At 33.3% G+C, this 23,720-nt stretch carries 24 protein-coding genes and 1 pseudogene; 7 read left to right on the top strand and 18 right to left on the bottom strand.

Features of this window, described 5'->3' with window-relative positions; all coding sequences use genetic code 11:
• Window positions 1-157 precede the first annotated feature (157 nt).
• Window positions 158-493, bottom strand: a complete 336-nt coding sequence (locus tag SHALO_RS07575) for a DUF4405 domain-containing protein (RefSeq protein ID WP_025344674.1) — start codon at window positions 491-493, stop codon at window positions 158-160.
• A 241-nt stretch (window positions 494-734) separates the two neighbouring features.
• Between SHALO_RS07575 and SHALO_RS07570 the strand changes: the two genes are divergently transcribed.
• Together SHALO_RS07570 and SHALO_RS07565 are read left to right on the top strand one after the other, a co-directional pair.
• Window positions 735-1,406, top strand: coding sequence for a response regulator transcription factor (locus SHALO_RS07570; RefSeq protein WP_069478037.1), 672 nt, complete (start codon window positions 735-737; stop codon window positions 1,404-1,406).
• Window positions 1,403-3,229: a sensor histidine kinase gene (locus SHALO_RS07565; RefSeq protein WP_069478036.1), complete on the top strand. Its 1,827-nt coding sequence runs from the start codon at window positions 1,403-1,405 to the stop codon at window positions 3,227-3,229. Before SHALO_RS07570 ends, SHALO_RS07565 begins: the two co-directional genes overlap by 4 nt.
• Window positions 3,230-3,365: 136 nt before the next feature.
• On the opposite strand, the gene SHALO_RS07560 is transcribed toward SHALO_RS07565, so the two are convergent.
• The gene (locus tag SHALO_RS07560) at window positions 3,366-3,590 is read right to left on the bottom strand and encodes a hypothetical protein (RefSeq protein WP_025344671.1); all 225 of its coding nucleotides are present in this window, start codon (window positions 3,588-3,590) and stop codon (window positions 3,366-3,368) included.
• A complete protein-coding gene (locus SHALO_RS07555; protein WP_025344670.1) occupies window positions 3,587-5,068 on the bottom strand; it encodes a reductive dehalogenase in 1,482 nt (493 codons plus the stop codon). The genes SHALO_RS07560 and SHALO_RS07555 overlap by 4 nt, the downstream gene beginning before the upstream one ends.
• Window positions 5,069-5,308: 240 nt before the next feature.
• Between SHALO_RS07555 and SHALO_RS07550 the strand changes: the two genes are divergently transcribed.
• From SHALO_RS07550 to SHALO_RS07540, 3 genes are all read left to right on the top strand, one after another.
• Window positions 5,309-5,980 carry a response regulator transcription factor gene (locus SHALO_RS07550; RefSeq protein WP_025344669.1) on the top strand — a complete coding sequence of 224 codons (672 nt, stop codon included), beginning with the start codon at window positions 5,309-5,311 and terminating at the stop codon, window positions 5,978-5,980.
• On the top strand, window positions 5,977-7,800 hold the full coding sequence (locus SHALO_RS07545; protein WP_025344668.1) for a sensor histidine kinase: 1,824 nt from the start codon (window positions 5,977-5,979) through the stop codon (window positions 7,798-7,800). Before SHALO_RS07550 ends, SHALO_RS07545 begins: the two co-directional genes overlap by 4 nt.
• 150 nt (window positions 7,801-7,950) lie before the next feature.
• A complete protein-coding gene (locus SHALO_RS07540) occupies window positions 7,951-8,367 on the top strand; it encodes an iron-sulfur cluster assembly scaffold protein (RefSeq protein WP_025344667.1) in 417 nt (138 codons plus the stop codon).
• A 396-nt stretch (window positions 8,368-8,763) separates the two neighbouring features.
• Here the strand turns inward: SHALO_RS07540 and SHALO_RS07535 are convergent, their stop codons facing one another.
• The 14 genes and pseudogenes from SHALO_RS07535 to SHALO_RS15740 form a co-directional block, all read right to left on the bottom strand.
• Window positions 8,764-8,988 carry a hypothetical protein gene (locus tag SHALO_RS07535; RefSeq protein ID WP_025344666.1) on the bottom strand — a complete coding sequence of 75 codons (225 nt, stop codon included), beginning with the start codon at window positions 8,986-8,988 and terminating at the stop codon, window positions 8,764-8,766.
• Window positions 8,985-10,490, bottom strand: a complete 1,506-nt coding sequence (locus tag SHALO_RS07530) for a reductive dehalogenase (RefSeq protein WP_069478034.1) — start codon at window positions 10,488-10,490, stop codon at window positions 8,985-8,987. Before SHALO_RS07530 ends, SHALO_RS07535 begins: the two co-directional genes overlap by 4 nt.
• A gap of 358 nt (window positions 10,491-10,848) precedes the next feature.
• Window positions 10,849-11,382 carry a carboxymuconolactone decarboxylase family protein gene (locus tag SHALO_RS07525; RefSeq protein ID WP_025344664.1) on the bottom strand — a complete coding sequence of 178 codons (534 nt, stop codon included), beginning with the start codon at window positions 11,380-11,382 and terminating at the stop codon, window positions 10,849-10,851.
• 194 nt (window positions 11,383-11,576) lie between these two features.
• Window positions 11,577-12,047, bottom strand: a complete 471-nt coding sequence (gene ribH / locus SHALO_RS07520; protein WP_025344663.1) for a 6,7-dimethyl-8-ribityllumazine synthase — start codon at window positions 12,045-12,047, stop codon at window positions 11,577-11,579.
• 208 nt (window positions 12,048-12,255) lie between these two features.
• Entirely contained in the window at window positions 12,256-13,326 is a 1,071-nt protein-coding gene (locus SHALO_RS07515; protein WP_025344662.1) for a bifunctional 3,4-dihydroxy-2-butanone 4-phosphate synthase/GTP cyclohydrolase II, read from the bottom strand.
• Between the two features lie 9 nt (window positions 13,327-13,335).
• Window positions 13,336-13,899, bottom strand: coding sequence for a GTP cyclohydrolase II (gene ribA / locus SHALO_RS07510; protein ID WP_025344661.1), 564 nt, complete (start codon window positions 13,897-13,899; stop codon window positions 13,336-13,338).
• Between the two features lie 128 nt (window positions 13,900-14,027).
• The gene (locus SHALO_RS07505) at window positions 14,028-15,737 is read right to left on the bottom strand and encodes an FAD-dependent oxidoreductase (protein ID WP_025344660.1); all 1,710 of its coding nucleotides are present in this window, start codon (window positions 15,735-15,737) and stop codon (window positions 14,028-14,030) included.
• A 91-nt stretch (window positions 15,738-15,828) separates the two neighbouring features.
• Window positions 15,829-16,488: a cytochrome c3 family protein gene (locus tag SHALO_RS07500; protein ID WP_223809794.1), complete on the bottom strand. Its 660-nt coding sequence runs from the start codon at window positions 16,486-16,488 to the stop codon at window positions 15,829-15,831.
• Window positions 16,464-16,928, bottom strand: a complete 465-nt coding sequence (locus SHALO_RS07495; RefSeq protein WP_025344658.1) for a cytochrome c3 family protein — start codon at window positions 16,926-16,928, stop codon at window positions 16,464-16,466. The genes SHALO_RS07500 and SHALO_RS07495 overlap by 25 nt, the downstream gene beginning before the upstream one ends.
• A gap of 259 nt (window positions 16,929-17,187) precedes the next feature.
• Window positions 17,188-17,877, bottom strand: a complete 690-nt coding sequence (locus tag SHALO_RS07490; protein ID WP_025344657.1) for a response regulator transcription factor — start codon at window positions 17,875-17,877, stop codon at window positions 17,188-17,190.
• On the bottom strand, window positions 17,858-19,540 hold the full coding sequence (locus tag SHALO_RS07485; protein ID WP_025344656.1) for an ATP-binding protein: 1,683 nt from the start codon (window positions 19,538-19,540) through the stop codon (window positions 17,858-17,860). Before SHALO_RS07485 ends, SHALO_RS07490 begins: the two co-directional genes overlap by 20 nt.
• 38 nt (window positions 19,541-19,578) lie before the next feature.
• Complete coding sequence (locus SHALO_RS07480) at window positions 19,579-20,232, bottom strand: hypothetical protein (RefSeq protein WP_025344655.1); 654 nt, start codon at window positions 20,230-20,232, stop codon at window positions 19,579-19,581.
• A 46-nt stretch (window positions 20,233-20,278) separates the two neighbouring features.
• Window positions 20,279-20,911 (bottom strand): HD-GYP domain-containing protein, encoded by a 633-nt coding sequence (locus tag SHALO_RS07475; protein WP_025344654.1) that lies wholly within the window; start codon window positions 20,909-20,911, stop codon window positions 20,279-20,281.
• Between the two features lie 304 nt (window positions 20,912-21,215).
• Window positions 21,216-21,420, bottom strand: a pseudogene (locus tag SHALO_RS15740) (methyl-accepting chemotaxis protein); the annotation flags it as partial.
• Between the two features lie 54 nt (window positions 21,421-21,474).
• On the opposite strand from SHALO_RS15740, the gene SHALO_RS15735 reads away from it, so the two are divergent.
• The gene (locus SHALO_RS15735) at window positions 21,475-21,933 is read left to right on the top strand and encodes a transposase family protein (protein WP_069477036.1); all 459 of its coding nucleotides are present in this window, start codon (window positions 21,475-21,477) and stop codon (window positions 21,931-21,933) included.
• On the top strand, window positions 21,849-22,313 hold the full coding sequence (locus tag SHALO_RS15730; RefSeq protein WP_084010640.1) for a transposase family protein: 465 nt from the start codon (window positions 21,849-21,851) through the stop codon (window positions 22,311-22,313). Before SHALO_RS15735 ends, SHALO_RS15730 begins: the two co-directional genes overlap by 85 nt.
• A 17-nt stretch (window positions 22,314-22,330) precedes the next feature.
• Here the strand turns inward: SHALO_RS15730 and SHALO_RS07455 are convergent, their stop codons facing one another.
• Window positions 22,331-23,710, bottom strand: coding sequence for a methyl-accepting chemotaxis protein (locus SHALO_RS07455; RefSeq protein ID WP_069478032.1), 1,380 nt, complete (start codon window positions 23,708-23,710; stop codon window positions 22,331-22,333).
• Window positions 23,711-23,720 lie beyond the last annotated feature (10 nt).

Below are 23,720 nucleotides of genomic sequence, written 5' to 3'. Positions count from 1 at the left end.
GAATAAAAAATTTTACCTTTTTTTTTAATACAACATAAAGTTTTATCTCTTTGTAGTCATAAAATCAAATAAGATAGAAGAAGGACTTTTATCATAAAGTCCTTCATTATGTGTAGATATTCAGAGAAGTTTTAACCCAGTTCTGAGGAAATTTTGTTTACTCTTCTAATGTTTTTGCAATATTTTCCATCTGCTTTATTTTTTCTATGTTTAATGGTTTATTAATACCTACACCATAAAGTAAAACCATTATTATGCTCAATACTCCTGTAAAAAGTGCCATCTTTTTTATATTCAAGTATTTTTTTACTGAACCGAAGTTAAGATACAGGTGTAGACTACCGGATAAAACCATCAAGACTCCAAAAATCTTATGAACAGGATGCATCTGAAACTGAAACTCAAAACTATTCAGTATAATCATCAAAATACCAGAGCTCCCAACTGCCAGCAATGAAACCAATAACGTCAACGATACTACTTGTCTAAACATGTCGTTCCTTTATTTTTGTATTAATACAATCAACATTCAACACTAAAACTCCATAGTACATAAAACTTGTAGTAACTTTGTGTGCAATAAAGAGAGAACCTTGAATTTTATGAATATTTATAGGTAACTTATAGGTGAAATATAGGGTAACTATTAAATAGATAATTTTTACTCTTTTAAGTTAATTTTTAACAAAATATCTGATAGAATCATAGTTATAAACTATAGGATAGGTTCACACATGTTTAAAAACTATAAAGTACTTTATGCAGAAGATGATGCAGGAATTCGTAAAAATATTGGAGAAATTCTTTCTCTTCTTTTTGATGATGTACTTCTAGCACAAGATGGGGAAAAGGCATATGAATTGTATCAAAATGAGTCTCCAGATATCATGGTACTCGATATTGAGATGCCCTATCTTAATGGCTTAGAAGTGGCCGAAAAAATCAGAAAAAGCAATAAAAATATCCCGATTGTCATGGCTACAGCTTATACAGACACGGCATATTTTTTAAAAGCAGTTGAATTAAATCTAACCTCTTATATTTTAAAACCAATAGAAACTTCTGATTTGAAAAAAGCACTTAAAAAATGTGAAGAGCAATTAAGTTATTCTAAAAATAGCGAAATTCACATCAATCAGAGCGCATATTATAATGTAGGTGAACGAACACTGTATATCAATAATAGTGAAGTCAGATTAACGAATATTGAAATGCAATTTCTTGAATATATGTTGAAAAATCCTAATAGAGTTATCAACTATAGTGAATTTGAGTATAATATTTGGGAAGAAGGGATGAGTGGTCCAGCTATTCGAACCCTTGTCAAAGATCTAAGAAAGCACCTAACCAAAGAGAGCATTCAAAATATTCCAAAAGTTGGATACAAGCTGGTTCTTCAAAAATGAAGTTCTTCTTTCTTTTTTTTCTTTTGACACTCTCTTTATTTAGTGGCGTAATTACTTTAAATGAAGAGAAACTCTTATTACATCGAAATACGTATCTTTTAAATGAAAATATCTTTATAGAAGATGCTCTCAAGCATAGCGATTTCATCAAAAACAATAACCTTTCCGTTTTTTTAAGAAAGCAATTTACAAAGAACTATTGGTTAAAAATACCTCTCAAAAACACACTCAATAAAGAGCTAGATAAAACACTTCTTTTTTACTGGAAGAATATCAACCTCCAAGTTTACTATAGCAAAGACAATAAAATCATCGAAACTAAGTCTGTAAGTGATGGCATAAACAATGGTATTTCTTACTACTCTTTCATTATAGGACCTAATGAAGAAAGTACCATCTATATCAAAGTCAATGATCACCCATTAGTGGATGATTTTTCTGCTGCTTATATCATCAATACTGAACAACTTATATCAGAAATTAGTAACTATGAGAGCGTTTATAAACATGGTCTTTTATTTGGTATTTTACTTACCATTCTTTTTGCAAGTTTATTTATGTACTTTATGACATCCTTAAAAAGCTACTTTTATTATGTCTTGTTTGTAATGTCCATTATCTTCATTACCTCAAACTTACACTGGAGCTTTTACTCAGCACTGAGTCCATACCTTGAAAAGTCAATACTCTATAACATTATGAAAGTGGCTAATCCTTTTAGTATTTTGATGACACTTACCCTTTTCACCAAAGAGTTTTTTGATCTCAAATATAAGCATGCCACGATTAATAGCATTTTAAATTTTTACATGCTCTCTTGTATACTAATGGTAATTATACAGTTCATCTTTTCAAATGGATCTTTGATTATTTTTTATCCAGGTATATTATTACCAGGTTTTATTTTAATTGGTCTCATTATGTTAAAACAAGACAAACTGCAAGCTTCCCTTTATTCTATCGCGATGATTTTATTAATCTACCCTCTATTTATGGAGTCCTTTATTAGAATATTCAATTTTGATGGTGTACAAAATATGAACAATTACCTTCAAGTCACCAGCACACTATGCTCTTTATGCCTAAGCATTGTAACCTATATAAAGCTACTCTCGATCTTAGAAGAAAAAAGGCAATTTGAAAAAGAGATACTTGTACGCTCACGCTTTAGTGCGATGGGAGAAATGATTGCCAATATTGCCCATCAATGGAGGCAACCACTGAGTCATCTTTCCTCTATCGTTGTCAATATAGACATGCACAGCCAGCTTGATAAACTCTCACCAAAAACCTTACAAGACAAACTCAATGAGATGCATTTGCAGATTCGTCATATGACCAATACCATAGAAGATTTCATGAACTTTTTTTCTCAGAAAAAGCAAAAATCTACTTTTTCATGTAAAGAAATCATTGATGATTCACTCTCTTTTATGCGCACATCCTTTGAAAGCAATCATATTCAAATTTACACACAGTGCGATGCAATGTTTGAAATCAATACATATAAAAATGAACTTATACAAGTCATTATCACCATCTTAACGAATGCAAAAGATGCACTCAAAGATAATCCTGAAGAAGATCGAAAGATTTATTTTAAAACAAGTAAAAATGAGATATCCATTAGCGATAATGCAGGGGGAATTGATAGCAAAATTATTCATCGAATTTTTGAGCCTTATTTTTCAACAAAACTTGAAAAGAATGGAACAGGACTTGGACTCTACACAGCAAAAATCATTATGGAAAATAATATAAAAGGGAGTATTCAAGTTGCAAACAATAAAAGAGGAGCCGAGTTTATCTTAAAACTTCCATAGTCTCTTGTTTTTTAAAATAGTACTATCGCCATTACTCCCAAAAATATCGCTTTAACAGAAATACAAAACAAAAAAGGTACATTACTTCCAAAAAATGGTAGACTTTGTACCTTTTATTTAATAATCAATTCAAAGATTAACGCTCAAGTTTATCCCATAAAATATAGTTTGGCTTAAACTTCATTGCAAGAAAAACACCGATGATCGAAAAAATCAATCCAGCAACCATTAATATACTACCAGCTTGTGGCTCATCTTCTCCATAACTTCCCATTGAAATTTGGAAAGTAACCAAAATCAATGCCAAATAAAGTAAACTCAAACCAATTGCTTTATAATTTAAAATATTTAATAATTTCATGATTTTTTTACCCTATCCTTTCCTGTTGTCTCCGTATCTTTAAAGTGAGATGTATCTAAACCATAGGTATTGATTTTACCTTTCCATACTTCTTCTACATTTCGTGTTTTACCATAACCCAGTGCATCATCCATACCTAGCATTACAGGATCAAGGAATCTTGTTTTATCAATCAACCATTCAACGCCATCATGAATCCAAATATTGCCTTTTGTAAAGGGGCAAACAGCTACACATATGCCACAGTCTCCGCCCGATTCAACCCAATACTGTAAACATTTTTTATGGTCATTGTGCCATTGGTAGCGGCCATTTGCATTATGAATATCTCGTGCTTCATAGGATTGTGGCCCTTCTGAGATTGCCTTGGAAGGACAGTCTCTTGCACATTTTTTACATGTTTCACAAAACTCTGTAACACCAAAATCAATTGGTTTATCGGGAATAAGAGGCATATTGGTAAAGATCTTAGAAAGACGAACCATTGGTCCATACTCAGGGGTGATGATAGTTCCCATACGACTAGCTTGTCCTAAACCTGCTTCAACAGCAAAGGCAACTGATTGTCCAACACCATTACAGCTTGGTATTGCATAGTAGCCTTGGTTACGAATAAACTGACAAATCCACATATCATGCGCCACCATACGAGAGTAACAAAGTGCCGCAGCTGCATGTGCCATAGAAGTAGCCAAACACTGCATCATATCACGGTTCATCGCAAAAGCAGAAACGATAACATTGGCAAAGCTATTTGGAATAATGTATTCATCTTCTGTTTCCGTTGGTTTTTCAATATCTTTAAAGTTAATTGGCTTTGTGATAAAGTTATTATCATCCTCAGGCTTATCTGATACTGTAGTAAAAGCCTCTTTAAAGATCCAATTTCGGTTCAATCTTGCAATACCCACTAAGTCAGCCCCTGCTAATCTTGTAACGTATTTAATCTGATTTGTTAATATGGCAGGATCTTTTTCATCTGGTGCTTTGTTATAGATATGTGGCCAATCCTTTGCTGCTTTAAAATTATCCCATAAATGCATCTTTCTATTTGGCTTTCCATATCCTAGCATTTCATTCAGTGTCCACGCAGCTGATTCCCATGCTCTAGCAGATCTTGCCTCAGCAACACTTGGAGCTTTAACGCCAGGTGCATGTTGTGCTGTATTAATCAAATTTTGCTTTTGGTCCATCATAGAAAACACCCAAAACTTAGTTTCTCCTTTGAAGTTTGGAATCATCACTGAAGAGGGATGATAAAATGCCACATGCCCCTCATTAAATCTTTCATACTTTTCATTGATTTTGATAGGAGATACCCCATCTGGCATCGCGAATTGATGACGAATCTCTTGCGATGCTTTTTCTTTTGCATGAGCATCTGTGCCCCCAAATGGTGCAATAGTAACCGCAACACCAACGCCAGCAACTATCTTTCCAAAATCTCTACGTGAAAGTTCAGGTTTTTTCTTTTCCATATTTACTCCTTAAAAAATCATCTACCATACAATCATGATAATGATTTTAAACCTTCTTGTAACCTTTAATTAAATGATCCCAAGTACAACCATTTAACATCTGACTTATTATGAAAATTGTATTTAAAACTTATGCAACCGTTGTATAACTAAAATAGAAGGAAAATATTTTTTATCTACAAGTTCTATATTTCTTTTTTTATAATACGTACATTATTCATAAAATTTCAGGGATTTAACATGCTCGCTTCTTATACAATACTCTATGCAGATGATGAAGAACAAACTCGTGAAAACATAGGAGAAATACTTTCTCTTTTTTGCAAAAAAGTATATTTAGCCAAAGATGGGAAAGAAGCTCTTCAAATCTTTCAAAACAATACTATTGATATTGCTATTTTTGACATCGAAATGCCCTACTTTAATGGACTTGAAGTGTGTGAACAAATTCGTGAATTTAACCAAAAAATACCTCTTGTCATTGCTACTGCTTATACAGACACTGAGTATTTTTTAAAAGCCGTTGAACTTAATCTAGCAGCTTATATCCTAAAACCTGTCACCGCGATTGATCTCAAAAATGCTCTTAAAAAATGTGTTGCTAATCTTAAAAACAATAAAAATGAAAAAATTTATTTTTCTGATATAGTTTATTATGACACTATTAAACGTGCTCTTTTTGTCAATGAGAAAGATGTAATTTTGAGAAGAAGTGAAATCACTTTTTTAGAATATTTACTAAAACGTGTTAATGAAATTGTTAGTTATCAAGAGTTTGAAAATAATATCTGGGAAGAAGGTATGAGTAGTGCCGCTATTCGTTCGTTAGTACGAGATATCCGAAAACATTTGCCTCCAGAGACTATTATTAATGTAGCAAGACTTGGTTATAAATTGAAACTCTATAAATGAAACTACTACGCTCTTTTTTGATTGTTTATTTATTAATACTTTCTCCTGCTTGTGCTTTGCCTTATATTAATTTAGAAAATCCATCAACGTATCTCCTTAAAAAAGATATATCTATTGATGAAGCTATTAATAATCCTAGTTTTTCGAAAGTAAATCTACAATACTCTGATATGCGAAATTTAGATAACAGAAATTTTTGGATAAAAATACCTATGTCCAATAATAATGTTCAACAACTTGAAAAAAGCATTATCTTCTTTTGGTACAACGCCAAATTGGATCTTTATTATGTTAAACATAATCAAATACTAAAACATTCTTCACTTTATGACCAAGATCGCACTGGGTTTGTATTTGATAATTTTATCATTAGCCCCAATGAAACTTTAACCCTATATGTAAAATCTAATGAAAAAAAAGGGTATGATGTCTTTAAATCCATAAAAATAGTTAATCAAGAAAAAACCTTTAGTGTTATTTCAACAGATAAGTCTTATTTTGACAATGGATTCTTTTTCGGAATTTTAATTAGTATATTTTTCTTTAACTTAATCGTATTTTTTTCTATCAAAGAAAAAAGTTTGGGATACTATTGCTTGGTACTTTTACCCCCAACACTCTACTGTTCTCCTGATATTGTCGTCTTATTAGAGTGGTTAAACTTTTCCAATAAAAATATCATTGTCCTTTTTAATATCTTCTTCCCTGCCCTTCACATTATCACTTTTCTACTCTTTACTAAATACTTTTTTGAAACAGAAAATAATTATCTTTGGGTTGATAAATTTATCAATATAAGCCTTCTCTTCTCTTTAATATTAAATATCTACAATTTTATCTTTGACCACTACAGCTACATTATAGCAGCATTAATTCTACCCTTTTTTTTCATGGTTGGTATTGTCAACCTCAAAAAAGATTTCACAGTCTCCGTTTTATACATCATCAGCTCAGCCTTTATCTACTACCCATTTATCTTCTATTTTTCTTCATTTGATATCAAATTCTTTGATACCTACTTAAACAAGGGCACCTACATCAACAATATGCAGGTCACCAATACTATTGCTGCAATTTTACTGTGCTTTTCTATTTATATCAGGTTGAGTAAACTCTTTTATGAAAAACTCTCTTTTCAAAAAGAGCTTTTAGCCAAATCACGCCTTGCTGCAATGGGCGAGATGATTGCAAGTATCGCTCACCAATGGCGACAACCTCTTAACAATGTCTCAACAACTTTGGCCAACATTGAAATGACCAGTGAACTTCAAATGCTTTCACATGAAAAATTGAAAACAAAGGTCCATGAAGCCAATACACAGATAAAATACATGTCAAATACTATCAATGATTTTTTAAATTTCTTTTCTACAAAAAAAGAGGAGCGTGTTTTTCTCCTTAAAAGCGCCGTTGAGAGTGCCATGGTATTACTCCGAACACCTTTTAAACAAGAACAAATTTCTTTACATGTAAAGAGCGATGAAAGTACTATCATTGGATGTAAAAATGAACTCATTCAAGTCTTAACCATTCTCATGAGCAACGCCAAAGATGCCTTGAAAACCAAAGAAGACAAACAGATATGGATTACTATCAAAAACAAAGAAATATTCATAGAAGATAATGCAGAAGGAATTGATCTTGAGATCATTGAGAAGATATTTGACCCATACTTTAGCACTAAAAAAGAAAAAAATGGCACTGGTTTGGGGCTTTATATGGCAAAAATTATCATAGAAAAAAACATCGGTGGTTCTTTACATGTAAAGAATTCTAAAAAAGGCGCAAAATTTATCATTGATCTTAGCCATGTTAATTAATATGCTATATTTGTATGAAAATACTTCTAGACATTAGGAATGCGCAGTATGAGATAATAGGTTTTTTCGTCTAATTAACTTATATTTTACCTATAAACGTCCTATACTTTTTTGCCATAATTAAAATTTATAACTAAAGGAATAAACACTATGCGTGATGATTTTGACTACACAGGGCTCATAAGCCAATTAGAAGACCATATGAAAAACCCTCGTTTTTATGGACTATTAGATAATTACAATGCCAAAGCGACATGCCTTCACCCCGATGGAAAAGGTAAAGTTGTCCTTACTATGCAAATTGAAGATGATAAGACTGTCAGATGTGGTTTTGAAATCAAAGGTTGCCCATCACTGCTTGCACAAGCTTCGCTTTATTTAGATTCTGCTTTTAATGCTACGCTTTCAGAGACTTACATTTTAGCTGGTAATATTTTGAAACAAATCAAAGATGACGATTCTAAAGAATCACGATGCAGCATGTTATTTTTAACAGCGTATAAAGAGTGCGTAGAAGCTTATTATGAAAAAGAGAAAGAAGAGCGCATTACGACTCTAACTTTTTAAAACAAGAGAGATAATTGGCGATCTAGCTCAAAAGAGAGTTATTTACCAAGTCATCTCTCTTAAAACTGAAAAAAAAGTTATAACGTTTTCTTATATCAATTACAAACCTAAAAATATACTTTTTTTCTTTTCCATTGACTTTATCAAAGCCAAAAATGTTTTTATGGCTCGCTTGATTGCATCACCAGAGTATTGATTTCGTGATTGAACTCGTAATCCCTGCATAAATGTCATAATCAAGTCAGCCACTTCATCAGCGCTTTGGAGTCACTCCAAAATAATGGGAATGTCAAGCTAAACGTGCTGTATATTTAAGCATATTTATGACTTAGAAAAAGAGAAAAGTAGGGTTTACATGTAATGATGTAAACCCTACTTTATGCATAGATTTAGAAATTAACGCTTAAGCTTTTCCCATAAAATATATGTTGGCTTGAACTTCATTAAAAGAAAAACGCCGATGATCGAAAAAATCAATCCAGCAACCATTAATATACTACCAGCTTGTGGCTCATCCTCTCCATAACTTCCCATTGAAATTTGGAAAGTAACCAAAATCAATGCCAAATAAAGTAAACTCAAACCAAGCGCTTTATAATTTAAAATATTTAATAATTTCATGATTTTTTAACCCTATCCTTTCTAAAGCTTACAGTGTCTCTAAAATGGTCTGCGTCTAGACCATATGTATTAATCTTTCCATCCCAAATTTCTGTAATATTTCGTTTTGCACCATAGCCCAATGCATCATCCATACCAAGCATTAATGGGTCTAAGAATCTTGTGTTATCAATAAGCCATTCAACGCCATCATGAATCCAGATATTACCTTTAGTAAACGGGCATACAGCAAAACACGTACCACAATTTCCACCAGATTCCGGCCAATAATCTAAGCATTTACTATGGTCATTTTGCCACTGTAATTTACCTGATTGATTATGAATACTTCGTCCTTCAAAAGTTCTTGGACCTTCAGTAATTGCTTTTGAAGGACACTCACGTGCACATTTTTTACATGTTTCACAAAATTCTGTTACTCCAAAGTCGATAGGCTTATCTGGAACTAAAGGCATATTTGTAAAGACTTTTGTAAGTCTTACGTTTGGTCCAAACTCAGGAGTAATAAAAGCACCCATACGACTAGCTTGTCCTAAACCTGCTTCAACAGCAAAGGCAACTGATTGTCCAACAGTATTACAGCATGGAATTGCATAGTAACCCATATAACGAATAAACTGGCATAACCACATATCGAACACACACATACGTGAATAACAAAATGCTACTGTTGCACATGCCATACTGGTAGGAGCTGTTTGCAACATTTCGCGGTTCATAGCGATACCTGCAACGATAACATTTTCACAAGTATTAGGGATAATTAATTCATCATCAGTTTCTATTGGTAGTGGAACATCTTTGAAAACGATTGGCTTTTCAATCTCTTTATGCCAAGATTGTTCATCTGGTATAGTTACTGCCCCAGAATAAACCCAGTTACGATTTAATCTTGCAACACCTACCAAATCAGCACCTGCCATACGTGCAGCAAATTTTACATAATTTGTAAGTTCCACAGGATCAGTTGTATCTGGAGGTCTTCTATCTAACCCTACTGTTGCCCACATTTGGGTGTTAAGCATAGTCTCACCAGACCATAACATAGAAAATCTATTTGGATAATAACTTCCAAAAGAACCTCCAAAGTTATTATCTAAGGTCCATCCAGCAGCTTCAAGTGCACGACCTGCTCTAGCTTCTCCTACATTTTTAGCTTTCATCTTAGGACCATTTTCACCATTTTCAATCTGACGTACTTTCTCATCACATGATGATAAAAACCAATGTTTCACTTCACCTTTGTAGTTTGGTTTAAACATTGAGGTTGGATGAGTAAACGCTGTTCGTACTTGAGCATATCTTTCCAATTTGTCGTTAACTATGATGGGAGAACCTGCAGTCATTGCAAATTGTTGACGAATTTCAGCTGCATTTTTCTCTTTTTCAGCTGCATTTGCACCTGGTACACCAAATGGAGCTATCGTTGCTGCAGCTCCAGCTCCGATAATCAACTTACCAAAATCTCTTCTTGAGAGTTCAGGCTTTTTTTTCTTTTCCATACTTCCTCCTTAAAAAATACCAAGAGTAACAACTTACACAGTGGTATTCAAACCTTCTTGTAACCTTTTATAAATAACCCCAAGTACAGTTATTTATTTTTTAATGTGTTTATGAATTAATTTCACATTTTAAGAATGATATACAAAAGTTATAGCTTTGTTATAGGAAAGATATAGATTTTAATTTTAAAATAATGAAAGTTAATAATATTTACGAAGTAATAAGTAAATACTTTTCTTTTTTTATATTTTTGGAGATTTTATAAAGATTTTGTCAATATATCAGACAATAATTTGTGTTAAAGGAACGCTTTTAAAAAAAAAGTAAGATAAAAAGTCGTCCCTAATATTTTATGTTTTATTCGCTTCCAAGACCAAATGTATTAGATAAGGTATTGATATAATTAAAATATCCAACAATACAAACCGCTTCAAAGATCTCTTTTTCACTGTATCCAAACGCCTTGATAACTTCTATATCTTCTTTCATGATTTTATAGTTATCTTTTTTTGAGGCACGAATACAAAAATGAAGTAACCTTTTTTCAGCTTCACTACAACTTAGGGCATCAATACCTAATGCTATTTCTTCAATTTCAACCTCACTCACACCTAAAGCCCGTGCAAGTTGCTTGTGTACACCTGCACACATTTTACACCCATTATCCAATGATACTAATATTGCAATTCTTTGTTTGGTGACATAAGGGAGTAATGTTTCTTTCAAGAGAAACTTGGAAACCATAGTATCTGTAGCAAAATAAACGTCTTCATTTAATGCAAGTAGCTGAAATATCTCACCCAAGCTACCCGTTTTTTCCAATTTCTTATCCGCATGTTTTTTAACAGAATCACTCATATTTTCATAGACGCAAAGTGCTATGTGTGCCATATTCTATCCTTATTTTTAAAATATTTAATTATTATAAATGTAAGTATAGAAAATAATTATAGGTTGTTTGTAGATAATAATAATTTTTCTACTAATTCTTTAATCATTAAATAATATTCAGTAGTATTTCTATCTATCTCGATGCTCAAAAAAACACCATCAATTCTATCAATATCTACATCTATAACTTTTTCTTAATTCTTTAATGCAGAGTATAGACTTAATAGTTCAATGACAGTAACCATTGCTTCAAAACCTTTATTACCTGCTTTACTACCTGCTCGTTCAATTGCTTGTTCAATGCTATCCACTGTCAGGACACCAAAAGCGACTGGTTTAGCAAATTGAAGTGCTACATTGGCCACACCTTTGGTCACTTCTGCAGACACATAGTCAAAATGTGGCGTTGAACCACGTATTACTGCACCTAAACAACATACTGCATCGTATTTACTACAAGCCAAAAGACGATTAAGTGCCATTGGAATTTCAAATGCACCCGGTACCAAAACAAGATCTAAATTTTCATCTTTGCCACCATGTCTCAAATAGGCATCCCGCGCTCCTTCTACCAAACGATCTGTGATGATATGGTTAAAGCGTGCATTAATAATAGCAACTTTTTCGTCACCATTTAGGGACAATTTACCTTCTACAATATTCATTATTATCCTTCATATCATACATTTTAACAAAATGGATATACTGATATAATCCATTGCAGACTCATTTATTAATTTTAGAGAATTGAATGCATGTGCCAATCATCATTCCCAACACAACACAACTTAAACCATACGCTACAAGATAGAAACCCATTACACTGATACCTTTTTTACTCTTTATTTTCATTGACAATAAATACTTGTTATTTTAAGCAACAGTTTCATTAACATTCGTACTTTTAATGACGCTAAGGCCAAACCCACTAATGCCAACAAACTCTTTATTCTTACTATCACTTAAAAGTTCTATATTTTCTATACCTAGATGTTTAATTATTTGCGCACCTATACCGTATTCACGAATTTTAGACATATCTTGTGTTCCATTATCCATAAAAATCAATACTCCACCACTTTTTTGCAGATAGTGTATGGCTTGAATTAAGCTATTATATTTTTTTGTATCAGCTAAAAGTTCATTATCAGGCATAATACTATGAAATTTTACTGCTGATCTATTTTTAATATTTCCAAACGCATAGGCTATATGATGGTTATCATTATGATCCACAAAGTCATAACGTCTGGCATCTTTGCCTAAAAATTGCGTTGTTGATTCGGCAATAACACGAATAAGTGATTCATTCATCATGCGATACTCTACAATATCAGAAATATAGACAATATTTAATTCATGCTTCGCACAAAAGATATCCAGATCAGGACGTCTAGCCATTGTTCCATCTTCTTTCATGATTTCACAAATAACGGCAGAGTCACCCTGTCCTGCTAAACGACATAAATCTACAGAACCCTCAGTATGACCTATTCTTACTAATGCACCACCCTCTTTAGCAATCAATGGAAAAATATGGCCGGGACGAACGAGTTCTGATTCATGCGATCCACCATCTGCTAAAATTTTTATGGTCATATCACGCTCACCTGCAGATATACCCGTTGCTGCTGTTCTTGCATCGACTGTAATTGTAAAAGCGGTTTCATATGATGAATCATTTTTTTTGACCATAGGCTCTAATTGCAATCTATTTGCTATCTTTTTTGAAATAGCAACACAGATAAGCCCTTTTGCATGACTTGCCATAAAATTAACTTTTTGTGGTGTAGAAAAAGAAGCAGCATAAACTAAATCACCTTCATTTTCTCTATCTTCATCATCTACCATAACAACCATCTTGCCTTGTCTAATATCCTCAATCGCTTGATTAACGCGGATAATAGCCTGGAATGTTTTTTGATCGCTTAATATTGCATTCATGTTTTTCCTTTAAAGTAAATGACCCATCATTTCTTTTTTAGTTTTCAAATAATCAACGTTATGATTATTTGAAGGTATAATAATTGGCCATCTTTCAATAATCATAATGTTTTTTAAACAACTCATTTTTTTAGGGTTATTCGTAAGCAAACGAATTTTATCAATTTTAAAATGCTCTAAAATAGTTTCTACCACTTCATAACTACGTTCATCACTTTTAAAACCCAACTGATGATTTGCTTCAATAGTATCGAACCCTTGATCTTGTAGCGCATAGGCATTTACTTTATTAAACAAACCAATATTGCGTCCTTCTTGACGTAAGTAAATGATCATTCCACCAAGTGATGAGATATTCTGCAATGCAAACTCAAGCTGTTCACCACAATCGCATTTTAAAGAGCCAAGTGCATCCCCTGTTAAACATTCACTATGAATTCTAACCAATGGAATCTGCCCAAGAGGTTCTTTGAAAATCACTAAATGCTCTTTAATACCTTCTTGAAAAGATTGGATTTTTAAATTTCCAAATTTGGATGGAAGATTAGCAATATTTGAGATTTTAATGTTCATTCCATATCCTTTAATAACGTTTTATCTATTGCTATGTAGAGATATAAGATAAAAGACCTTGTATATAACCTCGCAAGGGTACATACAAGGTCTGCTTATTACAAGCAGACCTATCTCAAAAATGTAACTTATAGTGTCATTTTTGTTTTAACATCATTAACACTCTTACCTGCAGCAACTAGACCAGTAAGGCGTCCGAATGTCATACAACGTCCATGACCAATACCTGGACAGATTGTTGGGTAATCGCCTGCAAAGAAGTTACCTTGTGCAGCACCAGCAACATAGAGGTTATCAAATGCTTTATCATCTTTATCAAGAACAAGCATTCTATCATCCGTACTAAGACCGCCACACATTGTAAGTAATGTTGCCAAAAGCTTACCAGCATAAAAAGGTGCCTTTTCAACAGGATAAAGACATTCAGATCTTTTACCAAAATCTGTATCATTCTTAACCTTGACAATTTCATTGTATCTTTTAACAGTTTTAACAAATTCTGCTCTTGGAACACCCATTTTATCTGCAAGTTCTTCGAGAGTGTTAGCAACAACAACTTTTCCCTCAGAAATATGTTTTTCAAGCATATGTTTTTCATCGTCCATGCTCCATTCTTTAACGCCTACAATTTTATCTTGTTGGCCAAAGAATAAACCACCACCAATTTTTTTCTTCATCATCTCTTCTGCATAGCTAAGACCGTTTGCATCATAAACAGACCAAGCAATGCCATCTTTTTGATACAATTTACCACAACTCATTGATTGTGTATTGATATCTTCATTTTTAAAACGTTTACCATATGCGTTTACATGTAAAAAGTTATAACTTTTTGCACCTGCTTCTAAGTGAATAACTGCAGCATGGTTTGCATCTCTTTGCATAGCACCACCAATATCCATAGCAATCATATGACCATCACCGGTATTGGATTTACTTGGAAAATAAATTTGAGCATCTGCAAGTGATGATGTTTGAGAGTAGTAAGAAACCATATCATGATTTGAAGCATAATCGCCTGATGCTATAATAACAGCTTTTTTAGCTGCATATTGAACATAACCTTTTTTGGTTTTAGCAATAACTGCTGTAACTTTATTACCATCTTTAACAAGTTTAAGTGCTCTCGCTTCAAAAACTACATCTACGCCTTTCTCTTTTGCAATTTCAACAAGAGCATCAACCACAGGTGCGTTACCAGGTACGCCATTTTTATCTCTAAACATATGTGTTACTGGGTGTTCATAATAGAATGGATCTTTACAACCTTCAAACCATTGACCATTTTGAAAGCCTTTTGTTTTCAATGTGTTATCGAGCCAATCCATACATGCGCCACTTTTTTCAATAAAGAGTCTTAGTAAGTCTTCATCAACACGTCCTTGTCCCCATCGTTCAAGTTCTTTCGCGATTTGTCTTGGATGAATATCTTTAGTGATTCCGTGTTTATCTTGAAAATCTGAACCAAATGCAGTAATATGGCCACCACGGGCACCTGGTCTTTTATATTTTTCCAACACAATTACTTTTGCACCAACTTCTACAGCAGAAATAGCTGCACACATACCTGCAAAACCAGCTCCAATGACGATAATATCAGCTTCAACAGTCTCTTTAACTTGGCTTGCATCAACTTTTGGTAAAGTATTTGGATATGCAGGATTTTTTGAAGGAGCAATTCCTCTTTCAGTGATAAAAGGTTGCGCAGCTGCTTTATCTAAATCTGGACCTTTTTCTGCAGCACTCAAACTTGAACCAATTCCTGTTGCACCTAATGCCACAACTCCTGTACCAATTGCACTGGTCTTAAAAAAATTTCGTCTTGATTGATTTGTCATCTTTTTTCCTTTTTTGATTTTTCGTATGTATTGACTCTTGCGAGCACCTTATTCTGTTCTGTTTTTTATTTTTGTTTTAGGGGATACTTTGTTAATTAGAACTTCCTTTTCCGTATAATTTTTCATTTATTTTAATTTTTTCTTTTGCAGAGCCTTTTTCATAAAGAGCGTGTTCTGGCTTATAAATATTTAACATATTATTAAGTCCGTTATGTCCTATCTCTGCATGACAACTTGCACAACCCAATTCTTTATTTGTACCAAGAAGTCCATTATAATGCTCATGCATTTGTCGAGCTTTTGGACTTATTTTTTCATTTGTTGCATAATTGCTATGACACTTAATACATCCATCATCATAAACAAATTTAGCTCGCTCTTCTCTCTTTTGTTGCCAGTCTATAGCATCTGGATTTCCAAAAAAATGAGTACCTACTTCAGACATTCCATTTTTTGCTTTTGTAAAAACATAATTGACAAGATTATTATGAGGAAGATGGCAATCAACACAATTGACTCTTATGCCTGTTTTACCGTTGCCACCATGAACATCGTTATCATATGATGCTCTCATCGGCGCCATTTCATGACAAACAACACAAAACTGAGGCGTTCCTGTTCTTGATATTGCTTCATAGGATGTATAAGAAACGATAAAGCCTACAACAATTCCTACAACTAAAAGAAGTGGAATTTTCTTTTTAATAGACGTAAAAATATTTTTTATCATGGCATTACCTTCTTCATCCAATTAGGAACCTCTTTTTCGTGACACTCCATACATCTATTTTGTGAAGGTTCATGTTCTTTATGACACTCATCACATGATAATGTTGGGCCATCATGATAGGAATTATGAGGATTGGTATGGAACATATCCATAAATCCTGTTCGTTTGGCCATTTTTTCTTTACTTCCATGACAGCTAAGACACCCTTTATCCCCAATGTATTCAAATTTAGCAGGAACACGTCCTTGGTCATCATGACAGTGAATACAATCTATGGATAACTTCGCATGGTGCGATTTGATTGGGTATTGGTCTCTTAATTCCTTGCTTACTTCTATCACAGGTGTAGCCTCTTTGGCTGTAGTAGTAGGTGACATAGCATTGTCAACAGCCTGTACAGAGATACACAGTAACACAATGGAAAAAAGAAAGATGCCAAGTATTGGAAAAACTCTTTTCACGTTACAACCTTTCTTTTTAATTTCTAAGTTTAAGTATAAAGCAATACACTATCAGAGAACTCATCTGAAAATTAAAAAAAACTTAAAATTAAAGGAGGTGTTGAAGATAGAAAATGCTTACATGTAAACCATGTAATGAAGTAGTTTTACTTTATAAAATATCCTTGTACACAAACAAAAACACTATTCTGTCCTGTACATTTAATCATTTGCTTCAGAAATAAATTTTTTGATAGTTAATTTGACTCGCTAAAACTAATTACAATGTTTTAACTTTTAAAATATATCCTTCACTTGGGATGTTTTCAATATCAATAGAGTGAAGTTGTTTTTTAATTCTCAGGATAGCATTGTGTAAGATATTTTTATTAACAGATTCGCCATCGTAAATGTAATCTTCTATCATATTATAAGAAACCAAACGACCTATATTGTAAGACAATAACCAAAATATTTTATTGCTTGTATGTGAGAGAAAAACAGGTTGATTATCTATATATATAATCTCTTTTTGGTAATCAATATAAACACTTTCACTAAGAATTTTTGTCGTATATTTGATTCTTCCTAAACTCATTATAAGAGCTGTTTGTAACTCTTCTATATCTAAAGGCTTACGCAAAAAACTACACGCTCCCTCTTTCATACTCTCAATCAAGTTTTTATCATTATCATAAGAAGTCATAACGATAAACAATTGTTCGGATTTGAGTTTTAATATCTCTTTAATCATATCCAGTCCATTAATACCAGGCATATGAATATCCGTGATAATAACATCAATATGATGTTCTTTAAAACTTTGCAATCCACTTAGTCCATCTGCCGCTTCATAGCAAGCTTTGCAATAGGGCTTAATATCTTGTTTAATCGTCGTTCTTGCAATCTCATCATCTTCGACTATAAGTACACAGATATCATTAAGTAAATTAAGCGTTTGCAGATGCATCGTTTTGCTCCTTTGGAGATAAATAATTTTTAAAAGAAAATCTAAATATTGTTGGCATTGAAGATTGCACCAATACAAGATCACCTTTGAGTTTTTCTCTGGCTAATTTTCTTGCAAAATAAAGCCCAATACCACTGCCTAAAGTTTTTTTAGAACTTTTAATATTGTCAAAAAGTTTTTCTTCAATCGCTTTACTAATTCCCTCTCCCCAATCTGCAATATCAACGTTGACTAATTCACCATCAAGAGAAACATGGATTTGTATTTTATTATCTATTCTGTCATTCGTCATCAGTAATGCTTCTTTTGCATTTTGAAGCAGAACCAGTAATACTTGTTGAATGAAGTTATCTACAGAAGTAATGTTTAACATGTCACATCTATCACAGTCAATCTCAACACTGATATTGTGACGAGAAAAATCAATATAAAGAACTTGTAAAACCCCGTCTATACACTGTTTTAAGCAAAAAGTAGTGGCATTTCCATCAAACCTATAAAAGTTTCGAAACATCCCAATAGTCGTAGACATAAGCGCAATAGCTTTTTGAGACATGATAAGGTTCTCTTCTAAAACTTCAGAAGTCAGTGTTTTATTTTTTGATTTGGAAAGCATTGAAGAGGATAAAAGACTTAAAGAATTCAAAGGTTGATGCAATTGATGATTAATCCCAGAGATGAGTTCACCTATCTCACTGATGCGAGAACGATGTGCTAAAATAAACTCATATTCATCTCGTTTCAGCTCAATTTCGCGTCTCCAATATTCATGTAAAATATTAATGATAACAATAAATATAGCACCTAGAATAAAAAAGATTACACTAATCAAGATCAACTTCTTTGTTTGCACCGTCAAATTTGCAAAAGCAGTTTCTTTTTTTAACGTGAGTACCACTTTCCATCCTGTAGATTCAATCGTATCAAAAAAAGCCAAATAAACTTTCCCCTTTACAAGGTATTCAATATATCCTGACTTTAGTGCAAATATTTTTTCTTCCATCCAGCCAAGTTCTGGATTAAATTCAGAAATTTTCTTACCGATAAAATTAGGATTTGGATCAACAAGAAGTCTTCGGTCTACATCGATAAGTGCTGCAAAACCTCCATCCAAGTTACTCGAAGAAACTTTTTCTTCCACATCTTTAATCTCAACAACCAACGTTGCCACACTATCTCCATTAAAAGGAGCAATCGCCGCAACCATATTATCAATTTTATTAATAGGGCTTTTAAAAACTTTACTGATTGTAGGATTAAAACCATTAGCCAACATCGTTTGATAAGGCATATTGGCTTCTTCCTCTTGTGGAGTAAGTGCCCAGTCAGGTTCTGTATGAATGAGGGTTTGACCTTTGTAGTAAACCATAGAAGCATCAATATTGGCAGATTGATTGACGAGGTAGAGATAGTTTCGTACATTAGCAGGTGATCTATCTTGAAGATTCTGTGCACGCCGAGCCAAAGCAAGAGCTGTTCGCTGCTTATCTCCCAACCATTCTTCAATATCTCGTGTTAAATCAGCAGATTTACCTTTAAGTTTATCATAGATTTCTGTACTGGTTGTTTCATACATCATAGAATAGTTGATACTAAGAAATGCCGTAAATCCTAAGAGCATACCTCCCATAATAGAAAGGATAATCTTTTTTTCCAACTTCATTTAGCTTTCCTTTCTCATGAATTATAAAAACTTTCAACTTATTCTATAAAATTGGGCTTTGTTTTTGTCATTGCATTAATCCATGCTACTAAAGCATTTAGATCTTTTTCAAGTTCTTCAAGAGTTCTTTCATAGTTTCTCCAAGAAAGCCACAAGCCCTCTACTAACTTACGAATATTCTCAGGGTATAAAATCCCTTCTTTTTCGAACATTAATTCAATACTTTCTTCCTCGTTCCATACAGTCTCACCGCTATCCATTAGTTTACATGTAAACATTAGAGAACTCTCATCAGAGACACAAAGTTGCTCTTCTTCAAAGAGAAATTTGATTGTAATTTCATTTTGTGATTTGGGGCTAAAAAAGACTTGTTTAAGAGCAATTTTATCAATATCATTAAAAATAGCATAGCACAAGGTATCTTCTGTATCATCATAACTTTCAATAACTTTTGCACTATCATTAAGCTCTTTAATGTTTTGATAGATTGTTTCTGTGTTAAACGTATAGGCAACCGCTTCATCTTCTGTTGCAAAAAAAATATCATTTACATAGGGTTTAAATCCATAGTGTACACCAAAGGCATTGGCAGCAGCTACACTTTCATTTTTTTCGGGATGAGCATATTCTAGATTTTCTTTGATCTCTTCTTTTAATTCTTTGATGGTAATTGTTCTTATTTCATCTAACATAGTCTTCCTTTATTCATCAAACTTTATTATATGTCATTATTAAACTTTAACATATTTTTTTATTGAATGCGTTGTTGTTAATAAATGCACTGAGGACTTTCACGGAAATTGAAACAAGTTCCGGATCAAACTGCGTTCCACTGCAACGATCCAACTCATTAAGAGCTTCATCAAATGTGCATTTATTTTTATAATTTCGCATAGATGTCATAGCATCAAAAGCATCAACTATCGCAATGATTCTGGAAAAAAATGGTATCTTTTTATTTGTAAGACCATCTGGATAGCCTGTTCCATCCCATCTTTCATGATGATGTTTAACGATTTGAGCATGCTCTTGAAATAAATTGATATTTTGAAGCATTTGAGCTCCAAAAGTAGAATGTTTTTTAACACTCTCATATTCTTCTTTCGTCAAATAATCATTTTTTTGCAAAATTTTAGGATCAATAAGAATTTTTCCTATGTCATGCATAAAAGCAGATTGGTATAAAAGAATTGTATCCTTTAACCCTAAGTTAAGAGCATTACCAATTGAACAACAATAACGAGCCACTTGCTCTGAATGGCCTGATGTATAGATATCTTTTAGTTCTATGGTGTGAATTAGCATATTCATCACATCTTGCTTAAAATCAACAATACAGTCTTGACACAAAAATGAAGACATATCTGACATGCTTAAACTTTAAACTTTTTAAGTTCATTATCGAGTTTATTAGTCATCGAAGAGAGGTGATCACTAGCACTTGCTACCTCTTCAATACTTCTAGCATTAGCACTTGCAATAGTATCTACTTCTTGTATTTTTTTAATCATAGTATCGACTGATTCATTGACGTGTACAAAGTCTTGAACACTTTGACGATTGTTCGCAATTGTAGATTCAAGTATTTTTGCATTATCACCTACAATAGTTTTGAGCTCTGAGGATAACTCTGCAAGTTTAAATATCTCTTTAGAGTTAAAATCCATCTCTCCACTTGCATCAGCAATTGATTGAACAACAACATTAATGGTGGTATTAATTTCACTCAAACTTTTTTGAGTGCGTTCTGCTAATTTTCTAACTTCATCAGCGACCACAGCAAAACCTCGTCCGTGCTCTCCAGCTCGTGCAGCTTCAATGGCGGCATTAAGTGCAAGCAAGTTGGTTTGATCCGCAATATCAGCGATAACGGTTAGGACATATTAGACTTCTTTCATAACCCCCAAAAGGTCTAAAAATTGCTTTAAAGGGTGATGAAAACATATGAACGATTAAAACAGATAAGACCAGCGGAATTTAAACGGTTGGTAGGTGTAAAAAAAGAGACTTTTGAGGTGATGCTAGAAGTCTATAGTGAGTATCATGAGAAGAAGAAACAACAAGGTGGAAGACCAAATCGTCTTTTGCCAGAAACGCAACTTTTGTTGATGTTGGAATACTATAGAGAATATCGTAGTTTGGCACATATGGCATTTGATTATGAGATTAGTGAACCAACAGCATCAAGGATTATAAAAGAGGTAGAAACGGTACTGATACATTCAGGGAAGTTTTCATTACCTGGTAAAAAAGCATTGCATCAAGAGGGAGGAATTGAACTTGAATATATTGTCATTGATGCGACTGAATGCCCAGTGCAACGCCCAAAAAAAGACAATGGCGTTGCTACAGTGGGAAGAAAAAGCGTCATACTGCCAAAGGACAAATTGTGATTGATGTGAATTGTCGTATCATTTGTACCGCAATCAGTACACGCACAATGCATGATTTCAAACTCTTTAAAACATCTCGGTTACCTATCAAAAAAGAGACAAAAGTATCTGTAGACACGGGTTATCTTGGTATAACATCTTTGCATCCTAATACGGATATTCCAAAGAAAAAAAGCAAGCTACATCCACTTAGTATGGAGGATAAAATTATCAATAAAGCAAAAGCATCCCTACGCATTGTCGTTGAACATATTAATGCAAAAATAAAGACTTTTAAAATGCTTGGAGAAAAGTATCGTAACCGCAGAAAACGATTTGGATTACGCTTTAATTTGATCTGTGCTTTGATTAATTTTGATCGTGGTTTTAGGATTATTTGATGGGTTATGAAAGAAGTCTATTTTATTTCTTCTGTATTCTCAGAAGTAACTTGAAGTTTTTTTGCTAATTCTATTTCTTTTTTCGAACCCACTTGTAGTATTGAATTGACTGTATCCATCTCTTTTTGAATAGTTTTAAAATTTACATTTGCCAAATCTAATTGTTCACTGTTATGTTTGATAATACTCACAGCGTTTTGTACTTCTTGCAAAACATTGCGCCCCTCTGTAACGGAAGCGGAAACGATTAAACTCTCTTCTTCTGAGCGTTTCCCTACCGATAAAGAGGTGGTAGAAAGTTCATGCGCAATCGATGCATTTTCACTGCTACTTTCTTTTGAGTTGGTAAGTAAAATTTGAATCTTTTCAATAAAAAGGTTTACTGAAGTAGCAATATCCGCTAACTCATCCTTGCTTTGCACTTTCAAACGCTGAGTGAGATCCCCTTCTCCTGATGACAAATCTTTCACCATCGTCTGCAATGCGTGCAGTGGTTTAAACTGCCATTTTAAAAGAGCATAAATTCCAATCAAACCTAACAAGAAAAAGCCAAAACTAATAAAGAGTAATTTTTGAGTTTGCGCATTTAGATTAGAAAAAGCAATTTCTTTGTCTACGGTCACGACAACTTTCCAGCCGGTAGCTTCAACGGTATCAAATACTGCTATCCATTCTTTCCCCGCCATTTTATAGTCAGCTAAACCTGATTTTTTAGAAAAAATTTCCTCTTCCAGCCACTTTAATTCAGGAGCATTTTCAGAAAGTGACTTCCCTTGCATCTTTACATTTGGATCAACAATAATTTTGTGATCAGCCCCTATCAACGCAGCATAACCACCTTCAAACTTACTCTCACGTACTTTTTCATTAATATCTTTAATCTCAACAACCAAGGTCACTTCACTGTCACCATTAAAAGGAGAGACAATAACCAACAAATCAGTCACTTTATCGATAGGACTTTTAATAATAGGACTGATCGCTTGTTCTTTAAATTTTTTGGAGAGCATCATTTGATATGGCATATTGGCTTCTTCTTGCTCAGGAGAAGGTGCCCAGTTAGGATCGGTATGACGAAGTGGCATACCTTTATAGTAAACCATAGAAGCATCTATCTTCGCAGATTTATTGACAAGATTCAAATAGCTTCGTAAATTTTCAGGGGATCTATCTTCAATCTTTTGCGCAACATCTGCTAACGCACTTGCGATTTGTTGCTTTGATTCAAACCAATTTTGTATGTTTTGAGTCAACCCAAATGACTTATCTTTAAGCTTTTCATAAATTTCTGAACTTGTCGTTTCTTTCATCATCGAATGGTTAATGACTAAAAAAACAACAAATCCAGTGACCAATCCTAACACAATAGAAAGTGTAATCTTCTGTTGCAATTTCATATCTGTAATC

Source organism: Sulfurospirillum halorespirans DSM 13726 (assembly GCF_001723605.1).
Taxonomy (GTDB): Bacteria; Campylobacterota; Campylobacteria; order Campylobacterales; family Sulfurospirillaceae; genus Sulfurospirillum; species Sulfurospirillum halorespirans.
Note: the sequence above shows the minus strand (reverse complement) of the source record. Positions and strands in the feature narration are given on the sequence as shown.